This window comes from Rhabdaerophilum calidifontis, assembly GCF_008641065.1.
GTDB classification, from domain to species: domain Bacteria; phylum Pseudomonadota; class Alphaproteobacteria; order Rhizobiales; family Beijerinckiaceae; genus Rhabdaerophilum; species Rhabdaerophilum calidifontis.
Genome location: NZ_VTRS01000003.1, coordinates 202,357 through 227,807, shown reverse-complemented (window position 1 = coordinate 227,807; position 25,451 = coordinate 202,357). Strand labels below are relative to the sequence as shown.

At 69.0% G+C, this 25,451-nt stretch carries 22 protein-coding genes and 1 tRNA gene; 15 read left to right on the top strand and 8 right to left on the bottom strand.

Annotated features, from left to right (window positions below; all coding sequences use genetic code 11):
* Position 1 precedes the first annotated feature (1 nt).
* A complete protein-coding gene (locus tag FWJ24_RS07500) occupies positions 2 to 904 on the bottom strand; it encodes a polyphosphate kinase 2 family protein (protein ID WP_150287182.1) in 903 nt (300 codons plus the stop codon).
* 134 nt (positions 905 to 1,038) lie between these two features.
* Here FWJ24_RS07500 and FWJ24_RS07495 point away from each other — a divergent pair, with 134 nt between their 5' ends.
* From FWJ24_RS07495 to tgt, 7 genes are all read left to right on the top strand, one after another.
* On the top strand, positions 1,039 to 1,707 hold the full coding sequence (locus tag FWJ24_RS07495) for an HAD family hydrolase (RefSeq protein ID WP_150287181.1): 669 nt from the start codon (positions 1,039 to 1,041) through the stop codon (positions 1,705 to 1,707).
* A 9-nt stretch (positions 1,708 to 1,716) separates the two neighbouring features.
* Complete coding sequence (locus FWJ24_RS07490; protein ID WP_150287180.1) at positions 1,717 to 2,064, top strand: hypothetical protein; 348 nt, start codon at positions 1,717 to 1,719, stop codon at positions 2,062 to 2,064.
* A gap of 82 nt (positions 2,065 to 2,146) precedes the next feature.
* A complete protein-coding gene (gene coaD, locus FWJ24_RS07485) occupies positions 2,147 to 2,635 on the top strand; it encodes a pantetheine-phosphate adenylyltransferase (RefSeq protein ID WP_150287179.1) in 489 nt (162 codons plus the stop codon).
* A 25-nt stretch (positions 2,636 to 2,660) separates the two neighbouring features.
* On the top strand, positions 2,661 to 3,215 hold the full coding sequence (locus FWJ24_RS07480; protein WP_150287178.1) for a peptidylprolyl isomerase: 555 nt from the start codon (positions 2,661 to 2,663) through the stop codon (positions 3,213 to 3,215).
* Between the two features lie 24 nt (positions 3,216 to 3,239).
* Positions 3,240 to 3,704, top strand: coding sequence for a peptidylprolyl isomerase (locus FWJ24_RS07475; RefSeq protein WP_150287177.1), 465 nt, complete (start codon positions 3,240 to 3,242; stop codon positions 3,702 to 3,704).
* A gap of 60 nt (positions 3,705 to 3,764) precedes the next feature.
* Positions 3,765 to 4,868 carry a tRNA preQ1(34) S-adenosylmethionine ribosyltransferase-isomerase QueA gene (queA, locus tag FWJ24_RS07470; RefSeq protein ID WP_150287322.1) on the top strand — a complete coding sequence of 368 codons (1,104 nt, stop codon included), beginning with the start codon at positions 3,765 to 3,767 and terminating at the stop codon, positions 4,866 to 4,868.
* On the top strand, positions 4,865 to 6,001 hold the full coding sequence (gene tgt, locus FWJ24_RS07465) for a tRNA guanosine(34) transglycosylase Tgt (RefSeq protein ID WP_150287176.1): 1,137 nt from the start codon (positions 4,865 to 4,867) through the stop codon (positions 5,999 to 6,001). The genes queA and tgt overlap by 4 nt, the downstream gene beginning before the upstream one ends.
* Before the next feature lie 69 nt (positions 6,002 to 6,070).
* On the opposite strand, the gene FWJ24_RS07460 is transcribed toward tgt, so the two are convergent.
* The 3 genes from FWJ24_RS07460 to FWJ24_RS07450 form a co-directional block, all read right to left on the bottom strand.
* Positions 6,071 to 6,616 (bottom strand): hypothetical protein, encoded by a 546-nt coding sequence (locus tag FWJ24_RS07460; protein ID WP_150287175.1) that lies wholly within the window; start codon positions 6,614 to 6,616, stop codon positions 6,071 to 6,073.
* Positions 6,617 to 6,835: 219 nt separating this feature from the next.
* Complete coding sequence (locus FWJ24_RS07455; RefSeq protein ID WP_150287174.1) at positions 6,836 to 9,682, bottom strand: molybdopterin-dependent oxidoreductase; 2,847 nt, start codon at positions 9,680 to 9,682, stop codon at positions 6,836 to 6,838.
* On the bottom strand, positions 9,679 to 11,358 hold the full coding sequence (locus FWJ24_RS07450) for an NAD(P)H-dependent oxidoreductase subunit E (RefSeq protein ID WP_246155598.1): 1,680 nt from the start codon (positions 11,356 to 11,358) through the stop codon (positions 9,679 to 9,681). The genes FWJ24_RS07455 and FWJ24_RS07450 overlap by 4 nt, the downstream gene beginning before the upstream one ends.
* 303 nt (positions 11,359 to 11,661) lie before the next feature.
* Between FWJ24_RS07450 and FWJ24_RS07445 the strand changes: the two genes are divergently transcribed.
* The 6 genes from FWJ24_RS07445 to folD all read left to right on the top strand — a co-directional run bounded on the left by FWJ24_RS07445 (position 11,662) and on the right by folD (position 18,159).
* Positions 11,662 to 12,915 (top strand): sarcosine oxidase subunit beta family protein, encoded by a 1,254-nt coding sequence (locus FWJ24_RS07445; RefSeq protein WP_150287321.1) that lies wholly within the window; start codon positions 11,662 to 11,664, stop codon positions 12,913 to 12,915.
* Between the two features lie 11 nt (positions 12,916 to 12,926).
* Positions 12,927 to 13,403, top strand: a complete 477-nt coding sequence (locus FWJ24_RS07440) for a hypothetical protein (RefSeq protein WP_150287172.1) — start codon at positions 12,927 to 12,929, stop codon at positions 13,401 to 13,403.
* 3 nt (positions 13,404 to 13,406) lie between these two features.
* Positions 13,407 to 13,700 (top strand): sarcosine oxidase subunit delta, encoded by a 294-nt coding sequence (locus tag FWJ24_RS07435; protein ID WP_150287171.1) that lies wholly within the window; start codon positions 13,407 to 13,409, stop codon positions 13,698 to 13,700.
* Positions 13,697 to 16,636 carry a 2Fe-2S iron-sulfur cluster-binding protein gene (locus tag FWJ24_RS07430; RefSeq protein ID WP_150287170.1) on the top strand — a complete coding sequence of 980 codons (2,940 nt, stop codon included), beginning with the start codon at positions 13,697 to 13,699 and terminating at the stop codon, positions 16,634 to 16,636. The genes FWJ24_RS07435 and FWJ24_RS07430 overlap by 4 nt, the downstream gene beginning before the upstream one ends.
* Positions 16,629 to 17,204 carry a sarcosine oxidase subunit gamma gene (locus FWJ24_RS07425; RefSeq protein WP_166443619.1) on the top strand — a complete coding sequence of 192 codons (576 nt, stop codon included), beginning with the start codon at positions 16,629 to 16,631 and terminating at the stop codon, positions 17,202 to 17,204. Before FWJ24_RS07430 ends, FWJ24_RS07425 begins: the two co-directional genes overlap by 8 nt.
* 88 nt (positions 17,205 to 17,292) lie before the next feature.
* Positions 17,293 to 18,159: a bifunctional methylenetetrahydrofolate dehydrogenase/methenyltetrahydrofolate cyclohydrolase FolD gene (folD, locus tag FWJ24_RS07420; protein ID WP_150287168.1), complete on the top strand. Its 867-nt coding sequence runs from the start codon at positions 17,293 to 17,295 to the stop codon at positions 18,157 to 18,159.
* Positions 18,160 to 18,187: 28 nt separating this feature from the next.
* Here the strand turns inward: folD and FWJ24_RS07415 are convergent.
* Positions 18,188 to 18,262 (bottom strand) — tRNA-Lys (locus FWJ24_RS07415).
* Positions 18,263 to 18,409: 147 nt separating this feature from the next.
* Positions 18,410 to 18,856 carry a peptidoglycan-binding protein LysM gene (gene lysM, locus FWJ24_RS07410; protein ID WP_150287167.1) on the bottom strand — a complete coding sequence of 149 codons (447 nt, stop codon included), beginning with the start codon at positions 18,854 to 18,856 and terminating at the stop codon, positions 18,410 to 18,412.
* Between the two features lie 137 nt (positions 18,857 to 18,993).
* Here lysM and glmU point away from each other — a divergent pair, with 137 nt between their 5' ends.
* Positions 18,994 to 20,373, top strand: coding sequence for a bifunctional UDP-N-acetylglucosamine diphosphorylase/glucosamine-1-phosphate N-acetyltransferase GlmU (glmU, locus tag FWJ24_RS07405; RefSeq protein ID WP_150287166.1), 1,380 nt, complete (start codon positions 18,994 to 18,996; stop codon positions 20,371 to 20,373).
* Between the two features lie 137 nt (positions 20,374 to 20,510).
* Positions 20,511 to 22,337, top strand: coding sequence for a glutamine--fructose-6-phosphate transaminase (isomerizing) (gene glmS, locus FWJ24_RS07400; protein ID WP_150287165.1), 1,827 nt, complete (start codon positions 20,511 to 20,513; stop codon positions 22,335 to 22,337).
* Between the two features lie 130 nt (positions 22,338 to 22,467).
* On the opposite strand, the gene gltA is transcribed toward glmS, so the two are convergent.
* Complete coding sequence (gltA, locus tag FWJ24_RS07395; RefSeq protein ID WP_150287164.1) at positions 22,468 to 23,760, bottom strand: citrate synthase; 1,293 nt, start codon at positions 23,758 to 23,760, stop codon at positions 22,468 to 22,470.
* Positions 23,761 to 23,928: 168 nt separating this feature from the next.
* Positions 23,929 to 25,362 carry a glutamate--tRNA ligase gene (gltX, locus tag FWJ24_RS07390; RefSeq protein WP_150287163.1) on the bottom strand — a complete coding sequence of 478 codons (1,434 nt, stop codon included), beginning with the start codon at positions 25,360 to 25,362 and terminating at the stop codon, positions 23,929 to 23,931.
* Positions 25,363 to 25,451 lie beyond the last annotated feature (89 nt).

Genomic DNA, 25,451 nt, shown 5'->3' with positions numbered 1-25,451 from the left:
CTCAGCTCGCGAGCAATGTCGTGCGGGCTTCGCCAAGCCGCGCCACGGCATCGGCGGAAAGCTTCGGGAATTCGAGCGCCAGCGCTTCCATCTCTGCGAGGATCGCCTGCATCACCGCAAGGCGCATGAACCATTTCCGATCGGCAGGAATGACATACCAGGGCGCGTGGGGCGCGGCGGTGGCACGGATCGCGTCTTCGTAGGCGGCCATATAGGCATCCCAATGCGCGCGCTCCTCGACATCGCGGGCATTGAACTTCCAGTTTTTCTTCGGATCGTCGATCCGTTCGAGCTGGCGCTTCTTCTGCTCCTCCTTCGAGACATGGAGGAAGAATTTCAGCACCGCGGTGCCGGAGCGGGCGAGATGGCGCTCGTGATCGGCGATCGATTCGAGCCGCTCGGCCCAGAATTTCGCGCTGCCGGGCTTCCGTCCGACCCCGTTGCCGGGCAGGCGCTGGCCGGCGAGAAAGTCCGGATGCACGCGCACGACCAGCACCTCCTCATAATAGGAGCGGTTGTGGATGCCGATCCGCCCGCGCTCGGGTAGGGCCTTGACCGAGCGCCAGAGAAAATCGTGGTCGAGTTCTTCCGCCGAGGGCGCCTTGAAGGAATGGACCTGGCAACCCTGCGGATTGACCCCGGACATCACGTGCTCGATGGTCGAATCCTTGCCCGCGGCATCCATCGCCTGAAGGATCAGCAGGACCGACCAGGAATCGGCGGCGTAGAGCCGCTCCTGCATCGCCTTGAGCCGCACCTTGCCTTCCTCCAGCAGCGCCTTGCCCTCGTCCTTGGACAGATCATGGCCGCCGAGCGAATCCGGGGCGTGATCGGCGAGGCGGAAATGCCGGCCATCCGTGATCCGGAACGGCGCGACGAAGGCGGCGGGGCTGGCGATGGGCATGGGGACTCCCGGTTTCTCGCGATGATGCCGATGAGGATGCCTGCAGGCGGGGGACTCGCGCAAGCGGGGCGCCACGCTTCCCGTCCGGGTTCCGGAGGCTTGCGCGGGGCGCCGGCGGCGGCCATAGAGCGGGGATGGAGCACGCCCTGATCTATGATTGCGACGGTACGCTCGTCGATTCCGAGCACATCGCCGGTTCGGTCTGCGCCGAGGCGCTGACGGCGATCGGCCATCCGATAAGCCTTGAGGTCTTCAACGCCCGCTTCACCGGCGTGCCGGCGGCCCGCACCTGGGAGATCCTCGCCGGCGAAATCGGCCGGCCGCTGCCGGACGGGTTCAATGCCGCGATCGATGCCGAGATCCATCGCCGCTTCGATGCCGAATTGCAGGCGATTCCCGGCGCGGCCGAGGCGGTGCGGGCGATCGGCGGGCCGCGCGCCGTCGCCTCCTCGACCAGGCTCGAACGGCTGCGCGTCAACCTCGCGCGCACCGGCCTCGCGGATCTCTTCGATCCGCATATCTATTCGGCGAGCCAGGTGGCGCGCGGCAAGCCGGCGCCGGATGTGTTCCTCTACGCGGCGAGCCAGATCGGCGTCGATCCAGGCCGGGCGATCGTCGTCGAGGATTCCGCCAACGGTGTCGTTGCGGCGCGGCGGGCGGGCATGGCGGTGATCGGCTTCACCGGCGCCTCGAACGGCATCCGCGATCTTGGCGAGCGGCTGACGGCGGCCGGCGCGGAAATGGTCATCGATCGCATGGCGGACTTGCCCGCGGCGGTGGAACGCCTCCGCCGAGGCCTGTAAGGTACAGCCATGACGACACGAACCATCGCGATCCTGGGCCTTCTCATCGCATCGGCGGCGGGTGCCTGCGCGCAGCAGCCGCGCTCGATCGTGGGCATCTGGACCCAGGCCGGCGCAGCCTGTACCGGCGCGGCCGGGGCTTTGACCATCGGCCCGATGAGCCTTTCGGGCGAGGATGTTGCCTGCCGGTTCTCCTCGGTGAAGCGCGAGGGCAACCGCGTGACCTGGCAAGGCGTGTGCGATGATGCCGAGGGCAGCGCGCGGCAGACCGTGATCGCCACCGAGACCGAGGGGCGGCTCACGATCCGCTACGTGCCGGGCGGAAACGTGATCGACAGGCTGGTGCGCTGCCGATAGGGGCGCAAGCAAGGCGCTTGAGTTATCCGGGCTTTGCCGTTAGCTCGCCAGACCCGTTCCTTGAGCTTCCCGCGTTATCGCCATGCCGCATGTCGCCTTCTATGCCGGCTCCTTCGACCCGCCGACCAACGGCCATCTCGACGTGATCCGGCGCGCCTATGCGATCGCCGACGAGATGGTGATCGCGCTCGGCACCCATCCCGGCAAGGCGCCGCTCTTCTCGGTCGAGGAGCGGATCGCGATGCTCGAGGAGGTGGCGCGGCCGATCGCCATGGGCAAGCCGCTGCTGGTTGTCACCTTCGCCGATCTGACGGTCGATGCCGCGCGCCGGCACGGCGCCACGATCCTGATCCGCGGCCTGCGCGACGGCACCGACCTCGATTACGAGATGCAGCTTGCGGGCATGAATGCCAGCCTCGCGCCCGATATCCAGACCGTGTTCCTGCCGGCCTCCCCCAATGTCCGCCCGATTACCGCCACGCTCGTCCGCCAGATCGCCTCGATGGGCGGGGATGTGACGAGCTTCGTGCCGGCGCCGGTCGGCGCGGCTCTCAAGCGCAAATTCGCCTGAACCCCGAACCTCTTCCGGAGAGATCATGCTTCGCCGTTCCTTCCTCGCCGTGCTTTCCGCCGCCCTTGCCGCGCCGCTTCAGGCCCAGAACGCGGCACGGCCCGACCCGGAGAACACGCTCCAGATCGACCTCAAGGACGGCAAGGTGCTGATCGCGCTGCGGCCGGACCTCGCACCGAAGCATGTCGCCCAGATCAAGACGCTGGTGAAACGCGGCTTCTATGACGGCATCGTCTTCCATCGCGTCATCGAGGGGTTCATGGCCCAGACCGGCGACCCGCGCGGCAACGGCACCGGCGGTTCCGACCTGCCGAACATCCCCGCCGAATTCTCGCGCGAGCCGTTTGCCCGCGGCACCGTCGGCATGGCGCGCGCGCAGGACCCGAACTCCGCCAACAGCCAGTTCTTCATCTGCTTCGGCGATGCGAGCTTCCTGAACGGCCAGTATACGGTGGTCGGCAAGGTGATCGACGGCATGGCGGCCGTCGACCGGATCAAGAAGGGCGATCGCGCGGCGAATGGCGCCGTCGCCAATCCGGACCGGATGCTCAAGGTCCGGCTGCTCGCGGATGTGAAATAAGCTCGCAAAGACAAGGACAAGACCATGGCTTCCCCCGAAGACACCCTCATCCTCGACACGACCAAGGGCGTGGTGACGATCGAGCTCCGCCCCGATCTCGCGCCCCAGCATGTCGCGCGGATCAAGACGCTCGTGCGCGAAGGCTTCTATGACGGCCTCGCCTTCCACCGCGTCATCGACGGCTTCATGGCGCAGGGCGGCTGCCCGGACGGCACCGGCATGGGCGGCTCGAGCTATCCCGACCTGCCGGCCGAGTTCAACGACGAGCCGCATGTGCGCGGGGTTTGCTCCATGGCGCGGGCGCGCAACCCGAATTCGGCCAACAGCCAGTTCTTCATCTGCTTCGATGACGCAACCTTCCTCGACAAGCAATACACCGTCTGGGGCAAGGTGATCGACGGCATGGAGGCGGTTGACCAGTTCGCGCGTGGCGAGCCGGTGCGCAACCCGGACCGGATCAACAAGGCGACGATCGGCGCGGATGCGTGAATGGCGGTCCCGGTCCGCGGCACATTGCCGCCGACCGGGATCCGCACCATCCTCTCCGCCATGCCGAGCCTCGCCGATTTCGATTATCACCTCCCGGAAGACCGGATCGCGCTCCATCCGGCGAGCCCGCGCGATTCGGCGCGGCTCCTCGTCGTGCGGCCGGGCGAGGTGCCGGCGCTCGCCGATCACGTCTTCACCGATCTGCCGGACCAGCTCTCCCCCGGCGATCTGCTGGTCTTCAACGATACGCGCGTGATCCCGGCCCGGCTCGAAGGAATCCGGCTCCGCGAGGAATCCAGCGTCCGGATCGAGGTGCTGCTCGTCCGGCGGATCGACGATTGCACCTGGGACGCTTTCGCCAGGCCCGGCAAGCGGCTGCGGCCGGGGGATCGTGTGACCTTCGGCGAGGCGGGGCGCGTCTGCCTCATGGGGTCGCTCTCGGCCGAGATCGTCGCCAAGGGCGAGGAGGGGATCGTCACCCTGCGCTTCGAGCGCACGGGCGCGCATCTCGACGAGGCGATCGCGGCGATCGGCGCGATGCCGCTGCCGCCCTATATTCTCGAGGCACGCCGGCGGGCGGGCACGGATGGGGGGAACAAGGATCATCGCGATTACCAGACGGTGTTCGCGCGGGTCGAGGGCTCGGTCGCGGCGCCGACGGCCGCGCTGCATTTCACCCCGGATCTCATCGAACGGCTCACTCGGCGCGGCATCGGCCATGTCTTCGTCACGCTGCATGTCGGGGCCGGCACGTTCCTGCCGGTCAAGGCCGAGCGGATCGAGGATCACCGCATGCATGCCGAATGGGGCGAGGTCAGCGCCGAGGCCGCCCGGCGCATCAATGCCGCGCGCGCCGCGGGCGGGCGGATCGTCGCGGTCGGCACCACCGCCTGCCGGCTGATCGAGAGTGCAGCCGGGGCGGAGGGAACCCTGGCGCCCTTCCTCGGCGAGACCGCGATCTTCATCCGACCGGGGCATGTCTTCCGTGCCACCGATGCGCTCATCACCAATTTCCACCTGCCGCGCTCGACCTTGATGATGCTGGTTTCGGCCTTTGCGGGGCTTCCGGTGATGCGCTCCGCCTATGCGCATGCGATCGCGGCGGGATACCGCTTCTATTCCTACGGCGATGCCTCGCTGTTGTTCCCGGCGCGGATGCCATGACGAATCCGGATTTCTCCTTCACGATCCAGGCGCGCGACGGCAAGGCCCGCACGGGCGTGATCGCCATGCCGCGCGGCGAGATCCGCACCCCGGCCTTCATGCCGGTCGGCACGGCCGGCACGGTCAAGGGGCTCACCATGGAGCAGGTGCGGCAGGCCGGCGCGGATATCGTGCTCGGCAATACCTATCACCTGATGCTCCGCCCCGGCGCCGAGCGCGTCCACCGGCTCGGCGGGTTGCACGCGATGATGCGCTGGGACTACCCGATCCTGACCGATTCCGGCGGCTTCCAGGTGATGAGCCTCGCAAGCCTCAGGACGCTGACCGAGGAGGGGGTGACCTTCCAGAGCCATATCGACGGCTCCAGACACGTCCTCACCCCCGAGCGCTCGATCGAGATCCAGCACCTGCTCGATTCCAACATCCTGATGCAGCTCGACGAATGCATCCGCCTTCCGGCGCCGGAGGCGGAGGTTGCGCGCGCGATGCGCCTCTCCTACCGCTGGGCGGAGCGCTCGAAGGCGGCCTTCGAGCGGCTGGTGAAACCGGGCGAAGGGCGGGCTTTGTTCGGCATCGTCCAGGGGGGCACGAATCCGGACCTGCGCCGCGAGAGCGCCGAGGCGCTCGCCGCGCTCGACCTGCCGGGCTACGCGATCGGCGGGCTTGCAGTCGGCGAGCCGCAGGCCGAGATGCTCGCGACCATCGCGGCGACGGAGCCCTTCCTGCCGGCCGGGAAACCGCGCTACCTGATGGGCGTCGGCACGCCGGACGATCTCGTCGAATCCGTCGCGCGGGGGGTCGACATGTTCGATTGCGTGATGCCCACCCGCGCTGGCCGCCACGGCACAGCCTATACCCGCTTCGGCAAGCTCAATCTCAGGAACACGAGATTCGCCGAGGATTCGCGCCCCCTCGATGCGGCTTCCGCCTGCCCCGCGACGCGGGATTATTCCCGCGCCTATCTGCATCATCTCACGAAATCCGACGAGATGCTGGGGCAGATTCTGCTCTCCTGGAACAACATCGCCTATTACGAATGGCTGATGGCCGAGGCCCGCGCCGCGATCCGCGCCGGCGCCTATGCGGATTTCCTGGCGGCGACCAAGGAGGGCTGGGCACGCGGCGAAGTCTAGAAGCGTGCCGTGCGGCCCGGGCAGGGCGCGGACCGCCTGCTCCGTCCGGCCGGGGCGAGGCGGTTCCGGCTAGCCGGCGGGCGTCGCGCCGTCGGCTGGTGCGAAGGAGCCGGAACGCGCAAGGCGGGTGACGAGATCCGGCACCAGCCGTTCCGAGAACCCGGCCGCGAAACCCCAGAAGATCATCTTCGCGTAATCGTTGGCCTTGTCGGGGCCGAAATCGTCGATCAGCGAGCCGATGGTCGTGCATTCCTTGCCGGGCAGGCAGGCGAAGCTCGGAAACAGCGCGCCGGTCACGATCTGCGAGGCGAAGACAAGGTAGAGGATCGCGGCCGCGATCGTGCCGATGACGGCCGGAACGAAGGAATAGATCAGCATGGTCCGCCGCCGGAAACTGGTCTTCTCCATCGCGAAGGCGGCGGGAAGATCGGCGAAATTGTACATCCGCGTCAGCGAGCTGACGAAGGCGCCGAGCGAACCGGCGAAGGTCGCGATAAGGAAGATCGAGGGTTCGGCGCCGGGCTTGTATCTGTAGAACAGGACGAACAGAAAGCAGGCGCTGACCAGCAATGCGCCGATGAAATTGTAGCTCAGGAAATCATCATAGAAGCGCAATGCCGCCTCGCTCAGCGGCGGCAACCGCCCGCGCGCGGACGTCAGTTGCGGTGTTGCACCTTGTGACGAGGCGTCTTGCGGCGTCTCGTCGCTTTTCGGAGCTTCGGGTTCGGCTCTGGGGCCGGCTCCCGGCGCGCTGGGGCTCATCGGGGTGCTCATGGCAGGCTCCCTTCTTATTCTTCTTATGCTTCACAACTCTCGGTTGCATTCATCCTTCTGTCAATCCGCAATGATTCGCGCGGCGCAGAACTTGAATTCCGGGATCTTCCCGAACGGGTCGAGCGCGGGGTTGGTCAGGGCGTTGGCCGGCGCCTCGGCGAAGGCGAAGGGCACGAAGACCATGCCCTCGGCCACCTCGCGGTCGGCGCGCAGCGTGGCGCGGATGGCGCCGCGCCGGGTCTCGACCGTGACCGGGCGGCCGGTTTCGAGCCCGCGCCGGGCGATTTCGGACGGATGCATCGCCACCAGGGCCTCCGGCTCGATGGCGTCGAGCGGCCGTGAGCGGCGGCTCATGGCGCCGGTATGCCAATGTTCAAGCAGCCGCCCGGTGGTCAGCACGAGCGGGAAGGCCGCGTCGGGCGGCTCGTCCGGCGGCAGCAGCGCCGCGGGCACCAGGCGCGCACGGCCGGTCGCGGTCGGGAAGCCGGCGCCGAACAGGATCTCCTGCCCGGCCGCTTCGGGGGAGGCAGCGGGATAGGTTACGGAGCCCTCACGCGCGATCCGCGCCCAGGGAAGCCCGGCGAGCGAGGGCATCACGCCGCGCATCTCCTCGTAGACGCGCCCGACCTCGACGCCGGTCTCCACGCCTTCGGCATCCGGCCGCTGGCCGTAATCCCAGCCGAGCCCGAGGCGGTTGGCGAGGCTCACCAGAATGTCGATGTCGCGCCGCGCCGCGCCGGGCAGCGGCAGAACCGGGCGGCCGAGCTGCACCTGCCGGTTGGTATTCGAGAAGGTGCCGAGCTTCTCGGCATGCGCGGAGGCGGGCAGCACGACATCGGCCTGCCAGGCGGTTTCGGTGAGGAAGATGTCCTGCACGACGAGGTGGTCGAGCCGCGCCAGCGCGGCACGGGCATGATGCTGGTCGGGGTCGGACATGGCCGGGTTCTCGCCCATGATGAACATGGCGCGGATGGTGCCGGCATGGATCGCATCCATCACCTCGACGACGGTCAGGCCGCGGGCGGGGTCGAGCGGCCGGCCCCAGAGATCCTCGTAGCGCACGCGGATCTCGGCATCCTCCACCGGGCGGTAATCGGGATAGACCATGGGGATCAGCCCGGCATCGGAGGCGCCCTGCACATTGTTCTGGCCGCGCAGCGGGTGCAACCCGGTGCCGGGCCGGCCGATCTGGCCGGTAACCAGCGCCAGCGCGATCAGGCAGCGCGCATTGTCGGTGCCGTGGACATGCTGCGACACCCCCATGCCCCAGAAGATGATCGAGGCCCGCGCCGTGGCGTAGCGGCGCGCCACCTCCCGGATCGTGCCGGCGTCGATGCCGCAGACCGGCGCCATCGCCTCGGGCGTGAAATCGGCCACCTGCGCCCGCAGCGCATCAATGCCGTCGACATGGGCGGCGATGTAATCCGGGTCGGTCAGCCCCTCGGCGAGGATCACGTTCAGCATCGCGTTGAGCAGCGCGACATCGCTGCCGGGCCGGAAGCGCAGATGGTGCGTGGCGTGGCGCGCGAGGGCCGAGCCGCGCGGATCAAGCACGAACAGCGTCTTCCCGGCCTTCGCCGCCTGCTTGAAATAGGTGGCGGCGACCGGGTGGTTCTCGGTCGGCCGCGCGCCGATCACCAGGATGCATTCCGCCTCGCGCACGGCGGTGAACGGCGCCGTCACGGCGCCGGAGCCGATTCCCTCCATCAGGGCCGCGACCGAGGAGGCGTGGCAGAGCCGCGTGCAATGGTCGACATTGTTGGTGGCGAAGCCCTGCCGCACCAGCTTCTGGAACAGATAGGCTTCCTCGTTCGAGCCCTTCGCAGATCCAAAGCCGGCAAATTGACTGGGGTCGCCTGCGGCAGCCTGCCGGGCGAGAGCGGCGCGAAAGCCCGAGACCGCCCGCGACAGCGCTTCCTCCCAACTCGCCACGCGGAACACGGCGGAAGGATCGGCCGGATCGACCGTGAGATCACTGCGTTTCGGCGCGTCGTCGCGGCGGATCAGCGGCTGCATGAGCCGGTGCGGATGGCGCGCGTAATCTTGCCCGAACCGGCCCTTGACGCAGAGCCGGCTCTCGTTCGCCGGCCCGTCGCGGCCGTCAACGCGGACGATCCGGTCATCCTTGACGGCGACGCGCGTCAGGCAGCCGACGCCGCAATAGGGGCAGACCGTGTCGACCTCGCGGTCGGGAACGATCGCGCGCCGCTGCGCGGCGGCATCGAGCAGCGTCTTCTCGGCCAGAGCGCCGGTGGGGCAAGCCTGCACGCATTCGCCGCAGCCGACGCAGGTCGAATGCCCCATCGGGTCGGCGAGATCGAAGACCGGCCGCGTCGCTGCGCCGCGGAAGCCCATGCCGATCACGTCATTGACCTGCACCTCGCGGCAGGCGCGGGCGCAGAGCCCGCAGGCGATGCAGGATTCGAGATTGACCGCGATCGCGGCGTGCGAGGCATCGTGCAGGGGGGCAGGCGCGTCTTGCGCTGCGCCATCCCGTATCTGGGAACCGGGGCCGCCGATGTCGCGGGGCAGGCGGTCCCGCCGCACGCCGAGCGCGTCGCTCCAGCGCCAGAAGGCGGAATCGGGGTCCGGCGTGGCATCGCGCGCGGGCATGGCGGATTCGAGCAGCTCGAACACCATCGCCCGCGCCCGCGAGATATCGGCGCCGCGCGTCTCGACCCGCATTCCATTTGCCGGCTCTCTAATACAGGAGGCGGCCAATGTTCGCTCTCCGGCGATCGCCACCAGGCAGGCGCGGCAATTGCCGTCCGGCCGGTAGCCCGGCGCGTCGAGATGGCAGAGATGCGGGATCCGCGTGCCGAGGCGCGCGGCGACCTGCCAGATGGTCTCGCCCGGCGCGGCCTCGACGCTCTCGCCGTCGAGCACGAAGCGGATCGGCCCGCTCATGACGCGTCCTCCGGGACGTGCGGCAGGCCAAGTGCCTCGGGGAAGAAGCGGATCAGGCTCGCGACCGGGTTCGGCGCCGCCTGGCCGAGGCCGCAGATCGAGCCGAGCCGCATCACATGGTCGAGATCGGCGAGCAGGCCCGGCTCCGGCGCCGCCCGATCGAGCAGCGCCCCCAGGCGGAGGGTTCCGAGCCGGCAGGGCGTGCATTGCCCGCAACTCTCGGCGGCGAAGAAGGCGAGGAGGTTGCACGCGATCACCCGCGGATCATCCTGGTCGGAAAAAACGATCACGGCATGCGAGCCGACGAAGCACCCATATTCGTCGAGCCGGCCGAAATCGAGCGGCAGATCCGCGAGACGGGCGGGCAGGATGCCACCCGAAGCGCCGCCAGGAAGATAGCCGACGAAATTATGTCCCTGCGCCATGCCGCCGCAATGCTCCTCGATCAGCGCGCGGGCGGTGATTCCGGCCGGCGCGACCCGGAGCCCCGGCATGCGGACGCGACCCGAGACCGAGTAGGAGCGGAGCCCGGCCGCCCCGTTCATGCCCTGCCGGGCGAACCATCCGGCGCCGTTCTCGAGGATGTCGCGCAGCCAGAACAGCGTCTCGACATTGTGGTTGAGCGTCGGCCGGCCGAACAGGCCGCGCTCGGCGATATAGGGCGGGCGATGGCGCGGCAGGCCGCGGCGGCCCTCGATCGATTCGAGCATCGCGCTTTCCTCGCCGCAGATATAGGCGCCGGCGCCGCGGCGGATTTCGATCGGGCAGGGGGCGGTGAGGCCGCAATCGTCGAGCGCGGCGACCTCGCGGGCGAGCAGCGCGCGGATTTCGGGATATTCGTCGCGCAGATAGAGATAGATCCGCGCGCAGCCCACCACATGGGCGGCGATCAGCGCGCCCTCGAGCACGCGATGGGGATCGCGCGCGAGGTGATGGCGGTCCTTGAAGGTGCCGGGCTCGCCCTCGTCGGCGTTGATCGTCATCAGCCGCGGACCGGCGAAGCCGCGGACGATCCGCCATTTGCGACCGGCCGGGAAGCCGGCGCCGCCGAGCCCGCGCAACCCCGATTCCGACAGCGCTTCGATCAGGGATTCCGGGGTGTGGATGCCGGCGCGGCATGCCTCGAGCAGGCGATAGCCGCCGCCGGCGCGATAGGCGGCGAGGTCGATGCCGGCGGGCAGGGCCGGGTCCGTCTCCCGCGCCAGCGCCCGGGCTGCGAGCGCCTCCGCCGTCGCGCGGCCGATGCCGTGATGACCGACCAGCGCCGCCGGCGCCTCGTCGCAGCGGCCGAGGCAGGGTGCGCGCAGCACGCGGATCCGTGCCGGGTCGACCGCGCCGTCGAGCGCGGCAAGCAGGGATTCAGCCCCCGCCAGCATGCAGGACAGGCTGTCGCAGACCCGGATCGTGACCGGCGGTGGCGGCGCCTCGCCCTCCTTCACGATATCGAAATGGTGGTAGAAGCTCGCGACCTCGTGGATCTCGGCCTCGGCGAGCCGCATCTCCTCGGCAAGCGCCCGGAGATGGCGCGCATGGAGGGCCCCGAACCGGTCCTGGATCCGGTGGAGCATCTCGATCAGCAGGTCGCGCCGGCGCGGCATCGTGCCGAGCAGTGCCCGGATCTCGGCCAGCGCGGCATCGTCGAGCGGGCGCCCCTTGCCCTGCCAACGGCGGCGCATGCCCGATTCCCGCTCCGGCGGCGCGCCGCTCATCCCGCGCCACCTCCATGCAGGGAGGCGGGTTTATGAGCCGGAAAGCGGGAAGGACGCTGAGGCATGACGGAAGAACCCTGATCCCTTCTAGAATGCGTCAAAGGCGTGCCGCTTGTCGACCGGAAAGGCCGGGCTGAGGGTGCGCGGCCGCGGGCCGTGCTCCCAGTCCGCCTCTTGCCTTTCCGGTGCGCCTCGGCTGGGATGGCATCAAGAGCCGGAACGGCGCGAATCTCCGCCGGAACCGGTCGAGAGGCAGGGGGAGCGGGACGGATCTTGCGGTTTTCGCTGTTCAATCTTGTCCGGCAGGGGCTTGCGGGCAATCGTGGCTGGCCCCGGCAATGGCGCGACCCGGCGCCGAAGCCGGCCTATGACGTCATCATCATCGGCGCCGGCGGGCATGGGCTCGCCACGGCCTATTACCTCGCGCGTGAATTCGGCATCCGCGATGTCGCGGTGCTCGAGAAGGGCTGGCTCGGCGGCGGCAATACCGGCCGCAACACCACGGTGATCCGCTCGAACTACCTCTGGGAGGAGAGCCAGAAGCTCTACGAGCACGCGCTGCGGCTCTGGGAGGGGCTGGCCGCCGAGCTGAATTACAACCTGATGTTCTCGCAGCGCGGGGTGATGATGCTCGCGCACAGCGCGCATGACGTTCAGATCGGGCGGCGGCATGTCCATGCCAACCGGCTCGGCGGCATCGACAACGAATGGCTGAGCCCGGAGGAGGCGAAGGCGTTCTGCCCGCCTCTGAACATTTCCCGCGATATCCGCTATCCGGTTCTCGGCGCGGCGCTGCAACGGCGCGGCGGCGTCGCCCGGCACGATGCCGTGGCCTGGGGCTATGCCCGCGCGGCCGACCGGCTCGGCGTCGACATCATCCAGAATTGCGCCGTGACGGGGATCCGCCGCGACGCGGCCGGCGCGGTGACGGGGGTGGAGACGGCGCGGGGCTTCATCGGCGCGCGGAAGATCGGGATCGTCGCTGCCGGCCACAGCTCGGTCGTGGCGGCGATGGCCGGGTTGCGGCTGCCGCTGGAGAGTTTTCCCTTGCAGGCGCTGGTCTCGGAACCGGTGAAGCCGTTCATGCCCTGCGTGGTGATGTCGAACACGATCCACGCCTATGTCTCGCAATCCGACAAGGGCGAACTGGTGATCGGTGGCGGCACCGACCAATATCCGTCCTATTCCCAGCAGGGCGGGCTGCATGTCACGCGCCACACGATCGAGGCGATCTGCGAGCTGTTTCCCGCCACGCGGCGGTTGCGGATGCTGCGCAACTGGGGCGGCATCGTCGATTGCACGCCGGACCGCTCGCCGATCATCGGCCCGACCCCCGTTCCGGGCCTCTATCTCAATTGCGGCTGGGGCACCGGCGGGTTCAAGGCGACGCCGGGTTCCGGCCATGTCTTCGCGGCGACGATGGCGCGCGGGGAGCCGCACCCGTTCGCGGCGCCCTTCTCGCTGGAGCGCTTCGCCACGGGGCGGCTGATCGACGAGGCGGCGGCCGCCGCCGTCGCGCATTGAGGGAGGGGGCGATGGCCCTGGCCGACGAGAGCGACAAGGACCGGTTCAACCGTTTCCGCGACAGTTTCGCCCGGGAGATCGCGGAACAGCAGAAGGTGATGGCCGCGATCACCACCATGGCGAGCGCGCTGATCGCGCTGCCGATTCTGTTCTTCAAGGATATTTTCAAGGAAACGGTCGGCCGGGGCGAGACCCTGCTGTCGCTGGTCCTGATACAGCCGCCGCTCGTGCGCGGCGCGGCCTATGCGGGCTGGCTCGCGCTCGTCGTCGCGATCTTCGCCGCGCTGATGTTCACGATCCTCGCCGGGCGCTACATCCACAACATCTACAAATACGATTATCCGCCGGATTATCTCGACGATCCTGCGACTGGGCAGCGGGACCGGAACCGGCTCGCGTTCAGCATGATGGGGGCCGTCTTCGCATTCTTGGCTGGGCTCGGGCTGATGATGGCCTTCATCCTCACCTATGCCAAGGCGACGGGCTAGCGCATGCTGCTGATCCGCTGCCCCTTCTGCCGGATGGAGCGTCCGGAGCTCGAATTCCGCCATGCCGGCGCCGCGCATCGCCTCCGTCCGGCCGATCCCGCGGCGGTTTCCGATCGGGATTGGGGGGAATTCCTCCATGATCGCGACAATATCCGGGGAATCACCGCCGAGCGCTGGCACCATGTCCATGGCTGCGGGCGCTTCTTCAACGCGCTCCGCGACACCGTGAGCGATGTCTTCCTCGCCACCTACGAGCCCGGCGCGCCGCGCCCGGATGTGCCCGGAGCCGGGCAATGAGCGGGCGGGGACATACCTTCCGTCTCGCCGCGGGCGGGCGGATCGACCGCCGGCGACCGCTCCATTTCCGCTTCGACGGGCGGGAAATGGCGGGGTTCGCCGGCGATACGCTGGCCTCGGCGCTGCTTGCCAACGGGGTTCATCTCGTCGGGCGGTCGTTCAAGTATCACCGCCCGCGCGGCATTCTCGCCGCCGGGGTCGAGGAGCCCAACGCGCTGGTGACGACCGATCACGGGCCGGGGCGGGTGACCCCCAATCTTCGGGCAACGGAGATTGTGCTCCACGAAGGGCTTGTCGCCATCAGCCAGAACCGCTGGCCGAGCCTCGATCTCGATCTCGGCGCGGCGAACGCGCTGCTGGCGCCTTTCCTCGCCGCCGGGTTTTATTACCGCACCTTCATGGGGCCCGATCTTGCCGGCCGGAATTCCGCCTGGCGCTGGCTCTACGAGCCGCTGATCCGGCGCATGGCCGGGCTCGGCCGGCCGCCCTCGGTGCCGGATCCGGATCGGTATGCCGGCCGCTTCGCGCATTGCGAGGTGCTGGTCGTCGGGGCGGGCGAGGCCGGGCTCGCGGCGGCGGTCGAGGCATCCGAGGATCCCGGGCAGCGCGTGCTGGTCTGCGACGAGCAGGCCGAGCCCGGCGGCTGGCTGCTCACCGCGTCCGGTGATCCCGGACCGGCGGGCCGGGCCGCGGCCGCCCGGCTCGACAGCCTGCTCGAAACCCTGCGCCGCCGGGTCAATGTCACGCTGCTGGCGCGCACGCAGGCCTTCGGTATCTTTGCGCAAGGGTTCGTCGCGCTCGAAGAGCGGCTGGGTGATCCGTTCGCGGCGACGTCCGCATGCAGGCCGCGTGCGCGGCTCTGGCAGGTGCGCGCCGGCCGGATCGTGCTCGCGACCGGGGCCATCGAGCGGCCGCTGGTCTTTCCCGACAACGATCGGCCGGGGATCATGCTCGCGGGCGCCGTCGAGACCTATCTGCACCGCTACGGCGTCAGGCCCGGCGACCGGGCCGTGATCCTCGCCGCCTGCGATTCCGGCTATGCGGCCGCCGAGGCGCTGCATCGCGGCGGGACCGAGGTCGCGGCGATCCTCGATCTGCGCCCGGGGGTCGATCCGGCGCTGCGGGCGCGGATGGAGGCGAAGGGCATCCATGTCCTGCCGGCCGCGACCATCATCGCCACCGAGGGCGCGCGCCGTGTCCGCGCGGTGGTCTCGGGGCGCATCGGCGCCGGCGGCGCTGTGGTTCCGGGGCCGCGCATCGCCTGTGATCTGGTGGCGATGGCGGGCGGCTATGCGCCTGCGATCCACCTGTTCTCGCAGGCGCGCGGCGCCTTGCGCTGGGATCCGGCGGTTCACGGCTTCGTGCCCGCCGGCGCCGCGCCGGGGCAGCGGATCGAATGCCGCGGCGCCTGCGCCGGGATTCTGCCGGAGGCGATGGTGGCGCCGGTTCATGGCGCATTGCCGGTCGCCGGCGATCCGGACCGGCGCAAGGCCTTTGTCGATTTCCAGAACGATGTCACCGCCCGCGACATCCGGCTCGCGACGCGGGAGGGCTTCGTCTCGGTCGAGCATGTCAAGCGCTATACTACCACCGGCATGGCGACCGACCAGGGCAAGACCGCCAATCTCAATGCGCTGGCGATCGTTGCGGGCGCAACCGGGCGGAGCCTGCCGGAGGCGGGGCTCACCACCTTCCGTCCGCCCTATGCGCCGGTGAGCTTCGGCGTGCTGGCCGGAACCGCGCGCGGCGAATTGTTCGAGCCGCTCCGGCGCACGCCGATCGATCCCTGGGCCTGCGCCGCCGGCGCGGTGTTCGAGCCGGTGGGGCTCTGGCGGCGGGCGCGCTTCTTTCCGCGTGCGGGCGAGGATGAAGCGGCAGCGGTCGCGCGCGAATGCCGGCATGTGCGCACGCATGTCGGGCTGTTCGACGCCTCCACGCTCGGCAAGATCGAGCTTGCCGGCCCCGATGCCGCGGAATTCCTCGAACGGCTCTACGTCAATGCCGTGCGCAATCTTGCGCCCGGCCGGTGCCGCTATGCACTGATGCTCGACGAAGCCGGGTTCGTGATCGAGGACGGGATCATCGCCCGTCTGGCGGCGGACCGCTTCCATGTCACGACCACGACTGGCGGCGCGGCGCGCGTGCTGACGCTGTTCGAGGATTATCGCCAGACGGAATGGCCGGAGCTGCGCGCCTGGCCGGTCTCGATCACCGAGCAATGGGCGGTGATCGCCGTGCAGGGGCCGAAGGCGCGCGAGGTGCTCGCGCCGCTCGTCGAGGGGCTCGATCTTGCCCCCGGCGCCTTCCCGCATATGGCGGTGGCGTCCTGCCGGGTGGCGGGCATCGCGGCGCGGCTCTTCCGCGTCTCCTTCACCGGAGAATTGGGATTCGAGGTCAATGTCCCCGCCGAGGAGGGGCGCGCGGTGTGGAAGGCGCTGCATCGCGAGGCCGAGAAGCATGGCGGCGCGGCCTATGGCACCGAGGCGATGCATGTTCTGCGCGCCGAGAAGGGGTATATCATCGTCGGGCAGGAGACGGACGGCACGGTGACACCCGACGATCTCGGTCTCGGCCGGCTTGTCGGGGCGGGCAAGGGCGATTTCGTCGGCAGGCGCGGGTTGTCGCGCGCCGCGCTCGCCGCGCCGGGGCGGCGGCAGCTCGTGGGCCTGCGGACGGAGGATCCCGCGCGGGTGCTGGAGGAGGGCGCGCAGGTGGTGGCGATGCCCGATCCGGCGCCCGGCACGCCCGCGCTCGGGCATGTCACCTCGGCCTATGCCAGCGCCTGGCTCGGCCATTCGATCGCGCTGGCGCTCGTCGCCGACGGGCGGGCACGGCTCGGCACGCGCGTCCATGTGCCGATGCCCGGCGGCGCGGTGGCGGCGCGGATCGTGCCGCCGGTCTTCATCGACCCGGATGGGAAACGCGTGCATGGATGAGGCCCCTTCGCCCGAGACGGCCGAGATGCCGCCGCTCCTCAACCGGCCGGGTTTCGCCCGGCTGCTGCCGGTTCTGGGGCTCGGGCGGCTCGTCTTCCGGGGCGTGCCGGCGGCGGAGGCGCGGCTCGGCGCCGCGCTCGGCCTGGCGCTGCCGGCGATCAACCGGATGGTGCATCGCGGCGAGCGGGGCGAGCCGGGGGCACGGGCGCTGATGCGGTTCGGCCCCGATGAATTGCTTCTGCTGCTGCCGCGCGGCGAGCTTGAGAGCGCGATCGCGGCCATCAGCCAGGCTTGCGCGGCCGAACCGCATATTCTGGTCGATGTCAGTGATCGCCATCTGGGTTTCGTGCTCGAGGGGCCTGCGGTGGCTGCGATCCTCCATTCCGGTTGCCCGCTCGATCTCGACCCGCGCGCCTTTCCGGTCGGCATGGCGACGCGCAGCCTGTTCCACAAGGCCGAGATCCTGCTCTGGCGCATCGCGCCGATGCTGTTCCGGATCGAGACCGGCCGTAGCTTCGCGCCCTATCTCGTCGCGCAGATCGGCGCGGGCGCGCGGGATCTCGGCTGAGCCCTCCGCCGGCCCCTTCCCGCGCCGGCGCGATCGCGATAGAGGGCGGGAGCGCGGCCGCTCGGGCCGCGATCCCGGGGAGGCGCGGATGACGGCACGGATCATCGACGGCAAGGCCATCGCGGCGGAATTGCGTGCCGGGCTCGCGGCCCGGGTTGCCGCGATCGCTGCCGCAGGCGAACGGGTGCCGGGGCTCGCGGTGGTGCTCGTCGGTGAGGATCCGGCGAGCCAGGTCTATGTCGGCTCCAAGGTGCGGCAGACGACCGAGATCGGCATGCGCTCCATCGAGCACAGGCTGCCGGCGGAGACCACCGAGGCGGAACTGCTGGCGCTGGTCGCGCGGCTCAACACCGATCCCGAGATCGACGGGATTCTCGTGCAATTGCCGCTGCCGAAGGCGATCAATGCCGACAAGGTGATCGAGGCCATCGACCCGGCGAAGGATGTCGACGGCTTCCACCCCGTCAATGTCGGGCGGCTTGCGACCGGCGGCCGCGCGCTCGTGCCCTGCACCCCGCGCGGGGCGATGCGGCTCGTGAAATCCGTCGGGACCGCGCTGTCTGGGCTGCATGCGGTGATCGTCGGCCGCTCGAACATTGTCGGCAAACCGATGGCGCAGCTCCTGCTTGCGGAGGATTGCACGGTGACGATCGCGCATTCGCGCACGCGCGACCTGCCGGCTTTGTGCCGGACGGCCGATATCCTTGTCGCGGCGGTGGGGCGGCCGGCGCTGATCGGCGCGGCGCATGTCAAGCCCGGCGCGATCGTCATCGATGTCGGGATCAACCGGGTTCCGGGCGCGGATGGCCGGAGCCGGCTCGTCGGCGATGTCGATTTCGCAGCGGTCCGGTCGGTTGCGGGCGCGATCACGCCGGTGCCGGGCGGCGTGGGGCCGATGACGATCGCCTGTCTGCTGGAGAACACGCTCGACGCCCATGCGGCGCGGCGGGGCTGAATCACATCGTTGATCTACAAGGCGGGAATGGTGAGCCGGGAGGGGATCGAACCCTCGACCACATGATTAAAAGTCACGTGCTCTACCGCTGAGCTACCGGCCCGGCGCCGCCCCGGAAGGGGCGCGCGGCGAGCCCGCGTGATAGAGGCTCCGCCGCGAGGGGTCAATCGGCGATTGCGGCGCCGGACCTGCGGCATCGGGTCCGCCGGGCAGGGAAAGGCCGGCCCGACGGCGCCGGGCCGGTCCTGGCTCAGGCGAGCGGCGGGATGCGCAGGATCTGGCCGGGATAGATCTTGTCGGGATGGCTCAGCATCGGGCGATTGGCCTCGAAGATCGCGGTATAGCTCGCGCCCTTGCCCTTGCCGTAATGAATTTCGGCGATCTTCCAGAGCGTGTCGCCCTTCTGGACCTCGTACATGATCGCGGCGGGAGCTTCGGCGGCCACGATCAGGTTCGATTGCACCTCGGAGACGCCGAGCGTGTTGCCCAGCGCGAGGATGATCTTCTCCGCTTCCTCGGTGCTCTTGGTTGCGCCGCCGACGGTGATCGCGTTGCCATTGACCTTGATGTCGAGGCCCTGGGCGTCGAGGCCGTGCTTGGCGATTTCCTTCGCGAGCTGGTCGGCCGGCGCGGCATTGGCCTCGCTCGCGCCGAACAATTTCTCGCCCACCGATTTGACGAATTTGAACAGACCCATGGTCCAACCTCCCGTTGCGCGCCTCAACCGGCGCGTCCGGGAGTTAACCCTTGGCAAATGGCCAAAACAAGGGGTATGCGCCGGAGGTTTTCGCGCCACCCGCGCGAGGGCACGCTTTTCGCCGGAGGATGGCTGGCATGGAACGGAACGATCGGACCCTCGCGCTCGTGCTCGCGGCGGGCGAGGGCACGCGCATGCGCTCGGCACGGCCGAAGGTGCTGCATCAGGTCGCGGGGCTCAGCCTGGTCGGACATGCGCTTCGCGCCGCCGGGACCGCCGGGTTCAGCAATCTCGCGGCGGTGATCGGCCCGGATCGCCCGGATGTCGCGGCGGAGATCGGGCGCGTGGCGCCGGGCACGGCGATCTTCGAGCAGCGCGAGCGGCGCGGCACGGCGCATGCGGTGCTCCAGGCGCGGGCGGCGATCGCGGCTGGTGGCGGCACACTGCTCGTCCTGTTCGGGGACACGCCGCTCGTCCGGCCCGAGACCATGCGTGCGCTTGCCGCCGCCGCCGCCGAGCCGGGTTGCGCGGTGGCGGTGATGGGTTTCGAGGCCGCCGATCCCGCCGGCTATGGCCGGCTCGTGACCGAGCTTGGCGAACTGGTCGCCATCCGCGAGCACAAGGATGCGAGCGAGGCCGAGCGGACGATACGGCTCTGCAATGGCGGGCTGATGGCGCTCAACGGCGAGGTCGCGCTGGCGCTGCTCGACGCAATTCGCCCCGACAATGCCCAGAACGAATTCTACCTCACCGATTGCGTCGCGCTGGCGCGGGCGCGGGGCTATCGCGCGCAGGTCGTCCTCGCGCCGGAGGAGGAGGCGATGGGCGTCAATGACCGCGTCCAGCTCGCCGCATGCGAGGCGATCCTCCAGCGCCGGCTGCGCGAGGCGCATCTGCGCGCCGGCGTGACGATGATCGCGCCGGAGACCGTGTTCCTGAGCCTCGATACCGAGATCGGCCGCGACACGGTGATCGAGCCGCATGTGGTGATCGGGCCGGGCGTGCGGATCGCCGCCGGCGCGGTGATCCACGCCTTCTCGCATCTCGAGGGCGCAATCGTCGGGGAGGGCGCCTCGGTCGGCCCCTTCGCGCGGCTGCGGCCGGGCGCGGATCTCGGCACCGGCGCCAAGGTCGGCAATTTCGTCGAGATCAAGAACGCCGATCTCGGCGCCGGCGCCAAGGTCAGCCACCTGACCTATCTCGGCGATGCCACGATCGGCGCCGAGGCCAATATCGGCGCCGGCACGATCACCTGCAATTACGACGGCTTCAACAAGTTCCGCACCGAGATCGGCGCGCATGCCTTCATCGGCTCGAATTCGGCGCTGGTCGCGCCGGTGACGATCGGCGCCGGGGCCTTCGTCGGCTCCGGATCGGTCATCACCGAGGATGTGCCGGCCGATGCGCTGGCCTTGGGGCGCGGCCGGCAGACGGTGAAGCCAGGCTGGGCCGTGACCTTCCGCGCGCGGCCGGAAAATGCCGCGAAAACGAAAGCGCGGACACCGAAAGGGGGCTGAGGCGCGCCTCCCTCCGGCACAACTGGCGCCGGGCTTGCACGGGCCCTGTTCACAAACGGTTTTTCAACGTGATTTGTGCCAATCCGGCCCGGCTGGCATGCATCACGCCACGAAACGGACCGGAAAGGGGCATTGGCATGTGCGGAATTGTCGGCATTCTCGGCAACGAGCCGGTGGCGTTCCAGATCGTCGAGGCGCTGAAGCGGCTCGAATATCGCGGCTACGATTCCGCCGGCGTGGCGACGATCGAGAACGGCGTCATTGCGCGCATGCGGGCCGAGGGCAAGCTCCGCAATCTCGAGGCACGGCTGCGCGAGGCGCCGCCGGCGGGCCATGCCGGAATCGGGCATACGCGCTGGGCCACGCATGGCCGCCCGACCGAGAACAACGCCCATCCGCACGCCACCGCGCGGCTCGCGGTGGTCCATAACGGCATCATCGAGAATTTCCGCGAATTGCGCGCGGAACTGGCGGCGGCGGGCCATGTCTTCGTCACCCAGACCGATACGGAAGTCGTGGCACATCTCGTCACCGATCTCATGGACAAGGGCCTGAGCCCGCAGGAGGCGGTGGCCGCCGCGCTGCCGCGCCTCCATGGTGCCTTCGCGCTCGGATTCGTGTTCGCGGGCGAGGCCGATCTCCTGATCGGCGCGCGGCGGGGCGCGCCGCTCGCGGTGGGGCATGGGCAGGGCGAGATGTATCTCGGGTCGGACGCGCTGGCGCTCGCGCCGTTCACCGACATGATCACCTATCTCGAGGACGGCGATTGGGTGGTGCTCACCCGCGCCGGCGCCACCATCTTCGACGAGAGCGGCCGGCGCGTGGCGCGCAAGGCGCAGCGCAGCCAGGCCGGTGCCTTCCTCGTCGACAAGGGCAATCACCGCCATTTCATGCTCAAGGAGATCTACGAGCAGCCGGAAGTGGTGGGCCGCACGCTTGCGCATTACGTCGACATGGCCGCCGGGCGGGTGGCCTTGCCCTTCGAGACGCCGTTCGATTGGACGAAGCTCTCTCGGCTCTCGATCTCGGCCTGCGGCACGGCCTTCCTCGCCGGCCAGGTCGCGAAATACTGGTTCGAGCGCCTCGCGCGGCTGCCGGTCGAGATCGATATCGCCAGCGAGTTCCGCTATCGCGAGGCGCCCCTCGCGCCGGGCGAGGCGATGATCGTGATCTCGCAATCGGGCGAGACCGCCGATACGCTCGCCACGCTCCGCTATGCCAGGGAGCAGGGCAACCATATCCTTTCGGTCGTCAATGTCCCGACCTCGACCATCGCGCGCGAGAGCGACGTGGTGGCGCTGACGCTTGCCGGACCGGAGATCGGCGTCGCCTCGACCAAGGCGTTTACCTGCCAGCTGACCGTGCTCGCGAGCCTCGCCATCGCCGCCGGCCGCGCGCGCGGCGTAATCGATGCCGCCCGCGAGGCCGAACTCGTCACCGAGCTGATGGCGGTGCCGGGCCTGATCGCCGAGGCGCTGCGCCACGAGGAGCGCATCGAGGCGCTGGGCCACGATCTCGCCAAGGCGAGCGACGTTCTCTATCTCGGGCGCGGCACCTCCTATCCGCTTGCGATGGAAGGCGCGCTGAAGCTCAAGGAAATCAGTTATATCCACGCCGAGGGCTATGCGGCGGGGGAATTGAAGCACGGGCCGATCGCGCTGATCGACGAAACCATGCCGGTCATCGTGCTGGCGCCGCGCGATCCCTGGTTCGAGAAGACCGTCTCCAACATCCAGGAGGTGGCGGCGCGCGGCGGGGAGATCGTGCTGATCGGCCCGAAGGGCACCGGCGAGGCCGCGGCGATTGGCACCATGGCCGAGATCGAGATGCCGGACATGGCGCCGACCTTCTCGGCCATTCCCTATGCGGTGCCGGTGCAGCTCCTCGCCTACCACACCGCCGTCACCATGGGAAAGGATGTGGACCAGCCGCGCAACCTCGCCAAGAGCGTGACGGTAGAGTGAGCCGCGGGCGCAGCCCGACAGGGCCGCTCCTCAAAGAATGCTGCACCCCACCCAGGAGGGGTGCCAACAAGAAAGGGCGCCCTTCGGCGCCCTTTCGTTTCTGACCCGGAACAATCTGGATGATGCCGGCTTACTTGCGCTGCGCCATCGGCGTGTAATCGCGGCGGGTCTCGCCGGTATAGAGCTGGCGCGGGCGGCCGATGCGCTGGCCCGGATCCTCGATCATTTCCTTCCACTGCGCGATCCAGCCGACCGTGCGCGCGAGCGCGAACAGCACGGTGAACATGTCGGTGGGGAAGCCCATGGCCTTGAGCGTGATGCCCGAGTAGAAATCGATGTTCGGATAGAGCTTCTTCTCGACGAAATACTCGTCCTTCAGCGCGATGCGTTCAAGCTCCATCGCGACATCAAGCAGCGGGTCGTCCTTGATGCCGAGTTCGCCGAGCACCTCGTGGCAGGTCTTCTGCATGATCTTGGCGCGCGGATCGTAGTTCTTGTAGACGCGGTGTCCGAAGCCCATCAGGCGGAACGGGTCGTTCTTGTCCTTGGCGCGCTTGATGTATTCCGGGATGCGGTCGACGGTGCCGATCTCCTGGAGCATCTGCAGCGCCGCCTCGTTGGCGCCGCCATGCGCCGGGCCCCAGAGGCAGGCGATGCCGGCGGCGATGCAGGCGAAGGGATTGGCGCCCGACGAGCCGGCGAGACGCACCGTCGAGGTCGAGGCGTTCTGCTCGTGATCGGCGTGCAGGATGAAGATCCGATCCAGCGCGCGGGAGAGAACCGGATTGACCTTGTATTCCTCGCAGGGAACCGCAAAGCACATCCGCAAGAAATTCGATGTATAATCGAGGTCATTCTTTGGATAGACGAAGGGTTGCCCGATCGAATATTTATAGGCCATTGCCGCCAAGGTCGGCATCTTGGCGATCATCCGCATCGAGGCGACCATGCGCTGATACGGATCCGAGATGTCGGTCGAATCGTGATAGAAGGCCGAAAGCGCGCCGACCGACGCCACCATCACCGCCATCGGATGCGCATCGCGGCGGAAGCCCTGGAAGAACCGCATCATCTGCTCGTGCACCATCGTGTGGCGCGTGACGCGGTAGTCGAAATCGCTCTTCTGGGTCGGGGTCGGCAGTTCCCCGTAGAGCAGCAGGTAGCAGGTTTCGAGGAAATCGCCGTGCTCGGCAAGCTGCTCGATCGGATAGCCGCGATAGAGCAGCACACCCTCGTCGCCGTCGATATAGGTGATCTTCGATTCGCACGCGGCGGTCGAGGTGAAGCCGGGATCGTAGGTGAACATGCCCGTCTGGGCATAGAGCTTGCCGATATCGACGACGGCGGGGCCGATCGAGCCTTCCTTGACCGGCAGATCGACGACCTTGTCGCCGATCTTGAGACTGGTCGAATGTGCGGTCATGGCGGGTCTCCTCATGGCGTTATGGGCATGCGGACGCCCCGATCACGCAGGCCCGGAGAGCGGCGCCGGCAGCGTTTTCGCGCTGCGGCGAAGCTGGTCGCAGTGAGCCGTAGCTTAACAAGCGTTCAGGTTCAAGCCGGCCTTCCGGCGAATATGCGCGGGCGCGAATCAGCGCGCCTGATCGCGCAGCCGGGCGAGGCTTTCCGCGCGCCCGAGCACGACGAAGACGTCGAAGATCCCTGGCGAGGTCGCCCGGCCGGTCAGCGCCGCGCGCAGCGGCTGGGCGAGGGCGCCGAGCTTCTGCCCGGTCGCCTCGGCCTCGGCACGGATGGTGGCCTCCAGGGTGGCGAGATCCCAATCGGCCAGCGCCTCGAGCCGTGGCAGCAGCGCCTTGAGCACCGCGCGGCCGCCCTTGTCGAGGATCTCGGCGGCCTTCGCATCCGGCACGAGCGGGCGCTCGGCGAACAGGAAGCGCGCGCCGTCGATCAGCTCGACCAGCGTCTTCGCCCGTTCCTTGAGCCCCGGCATCGCCTGGAGCCATTTGGCGCGCATGCTGTCGTCGAGCATGCCGGCGATGCGCTCGCCGCCCTCGACATGCGGCAGCACCGGCGCAATCGCCGCGAGGAGATCGGCATCCGCCGCCTGGCGCATGTAATGGCCGTTGAGATTCTCGAGCTTGGCGAAATCGAACCGCGCGGGCGAGCGTCCGACATTCCTGAGGTCGAAGGCCGCAATCATCTCCTCGGTCGAGAAGATTTCCTGGTCGCCATGGCTCCAGCCGAGCCGGACGAGGTAGTTGCGCAACGCCACCGGCAGGTAGCCCATCGCGCGGTAGGCCTCGATGCCGAGCGCGCCGTGGCGCTTCGAGAGCTTGGCGCCGTCCGGCCCGAGAATCATCGGAATATGCGCCATGGCCGGCACCTTCCAGCCCATCGCCTCGTAGATCTGCGTCTGGCGGGCGGCGTTGGTGAGGTGATCGTCGCCGCGGATCACATGCGTCACGCCCATGTCGTGATCATCCACCACCACGGCCAGCATGTAGGTGGGGGTGCCGTCGGAGCGCAGCAGCACGAGATCGTCGAGATTGTCGTTCGACCAGCTCACGCGGCCCTGCACGAGATCCTCGACGATCGTCTCGCCCGCGAGTGGCGCGCGCAGGCGGATGACCGGCCTGAGCCCGCGCGCTTCGGCCGCCGCGCGCTCCGCATCCGTGCGGTCGCGCCAGCGCCCGTCATAGCGCATCGGCCTGCCCTCGGCCTTCGCCTGCTCGCGCATCGCGTCGAGTTCCTCGGGCGTCGCGTAGCATTTGTAGGCGCGGCCGCCGGCCAGCATCGCCTCGGCCACGGCGCGGTGCCGGTCGGCGCGCGCGAACTGGTAGATCGCGTCGCCGTCCCAATCGAGGCCGAGCCATGTCAGCCCGTCGAGGATCGCGCCGATCGCCGCCTCGGTCGAGCGTTCGCGATCCGTATCCTCGATGCGCAGCAGCATCTTGCCGCCATGCCGGCGGGCATAGAGCCAGTTGAACAGGGCGGTGCGCGCCCCCCCGATATGCAGGAAGCCGGTGGGCGAGGGGGCAAAGCGCGTGACGATCGCGTCGGGCATCGGGCTGTCGCTCGGGTGGGAAAAGGGCAGGGGACCGCGTTGCGGCCAATGGGAGCGCGCTCTAGCATGGCCGGGAAGCGGACGGGAAG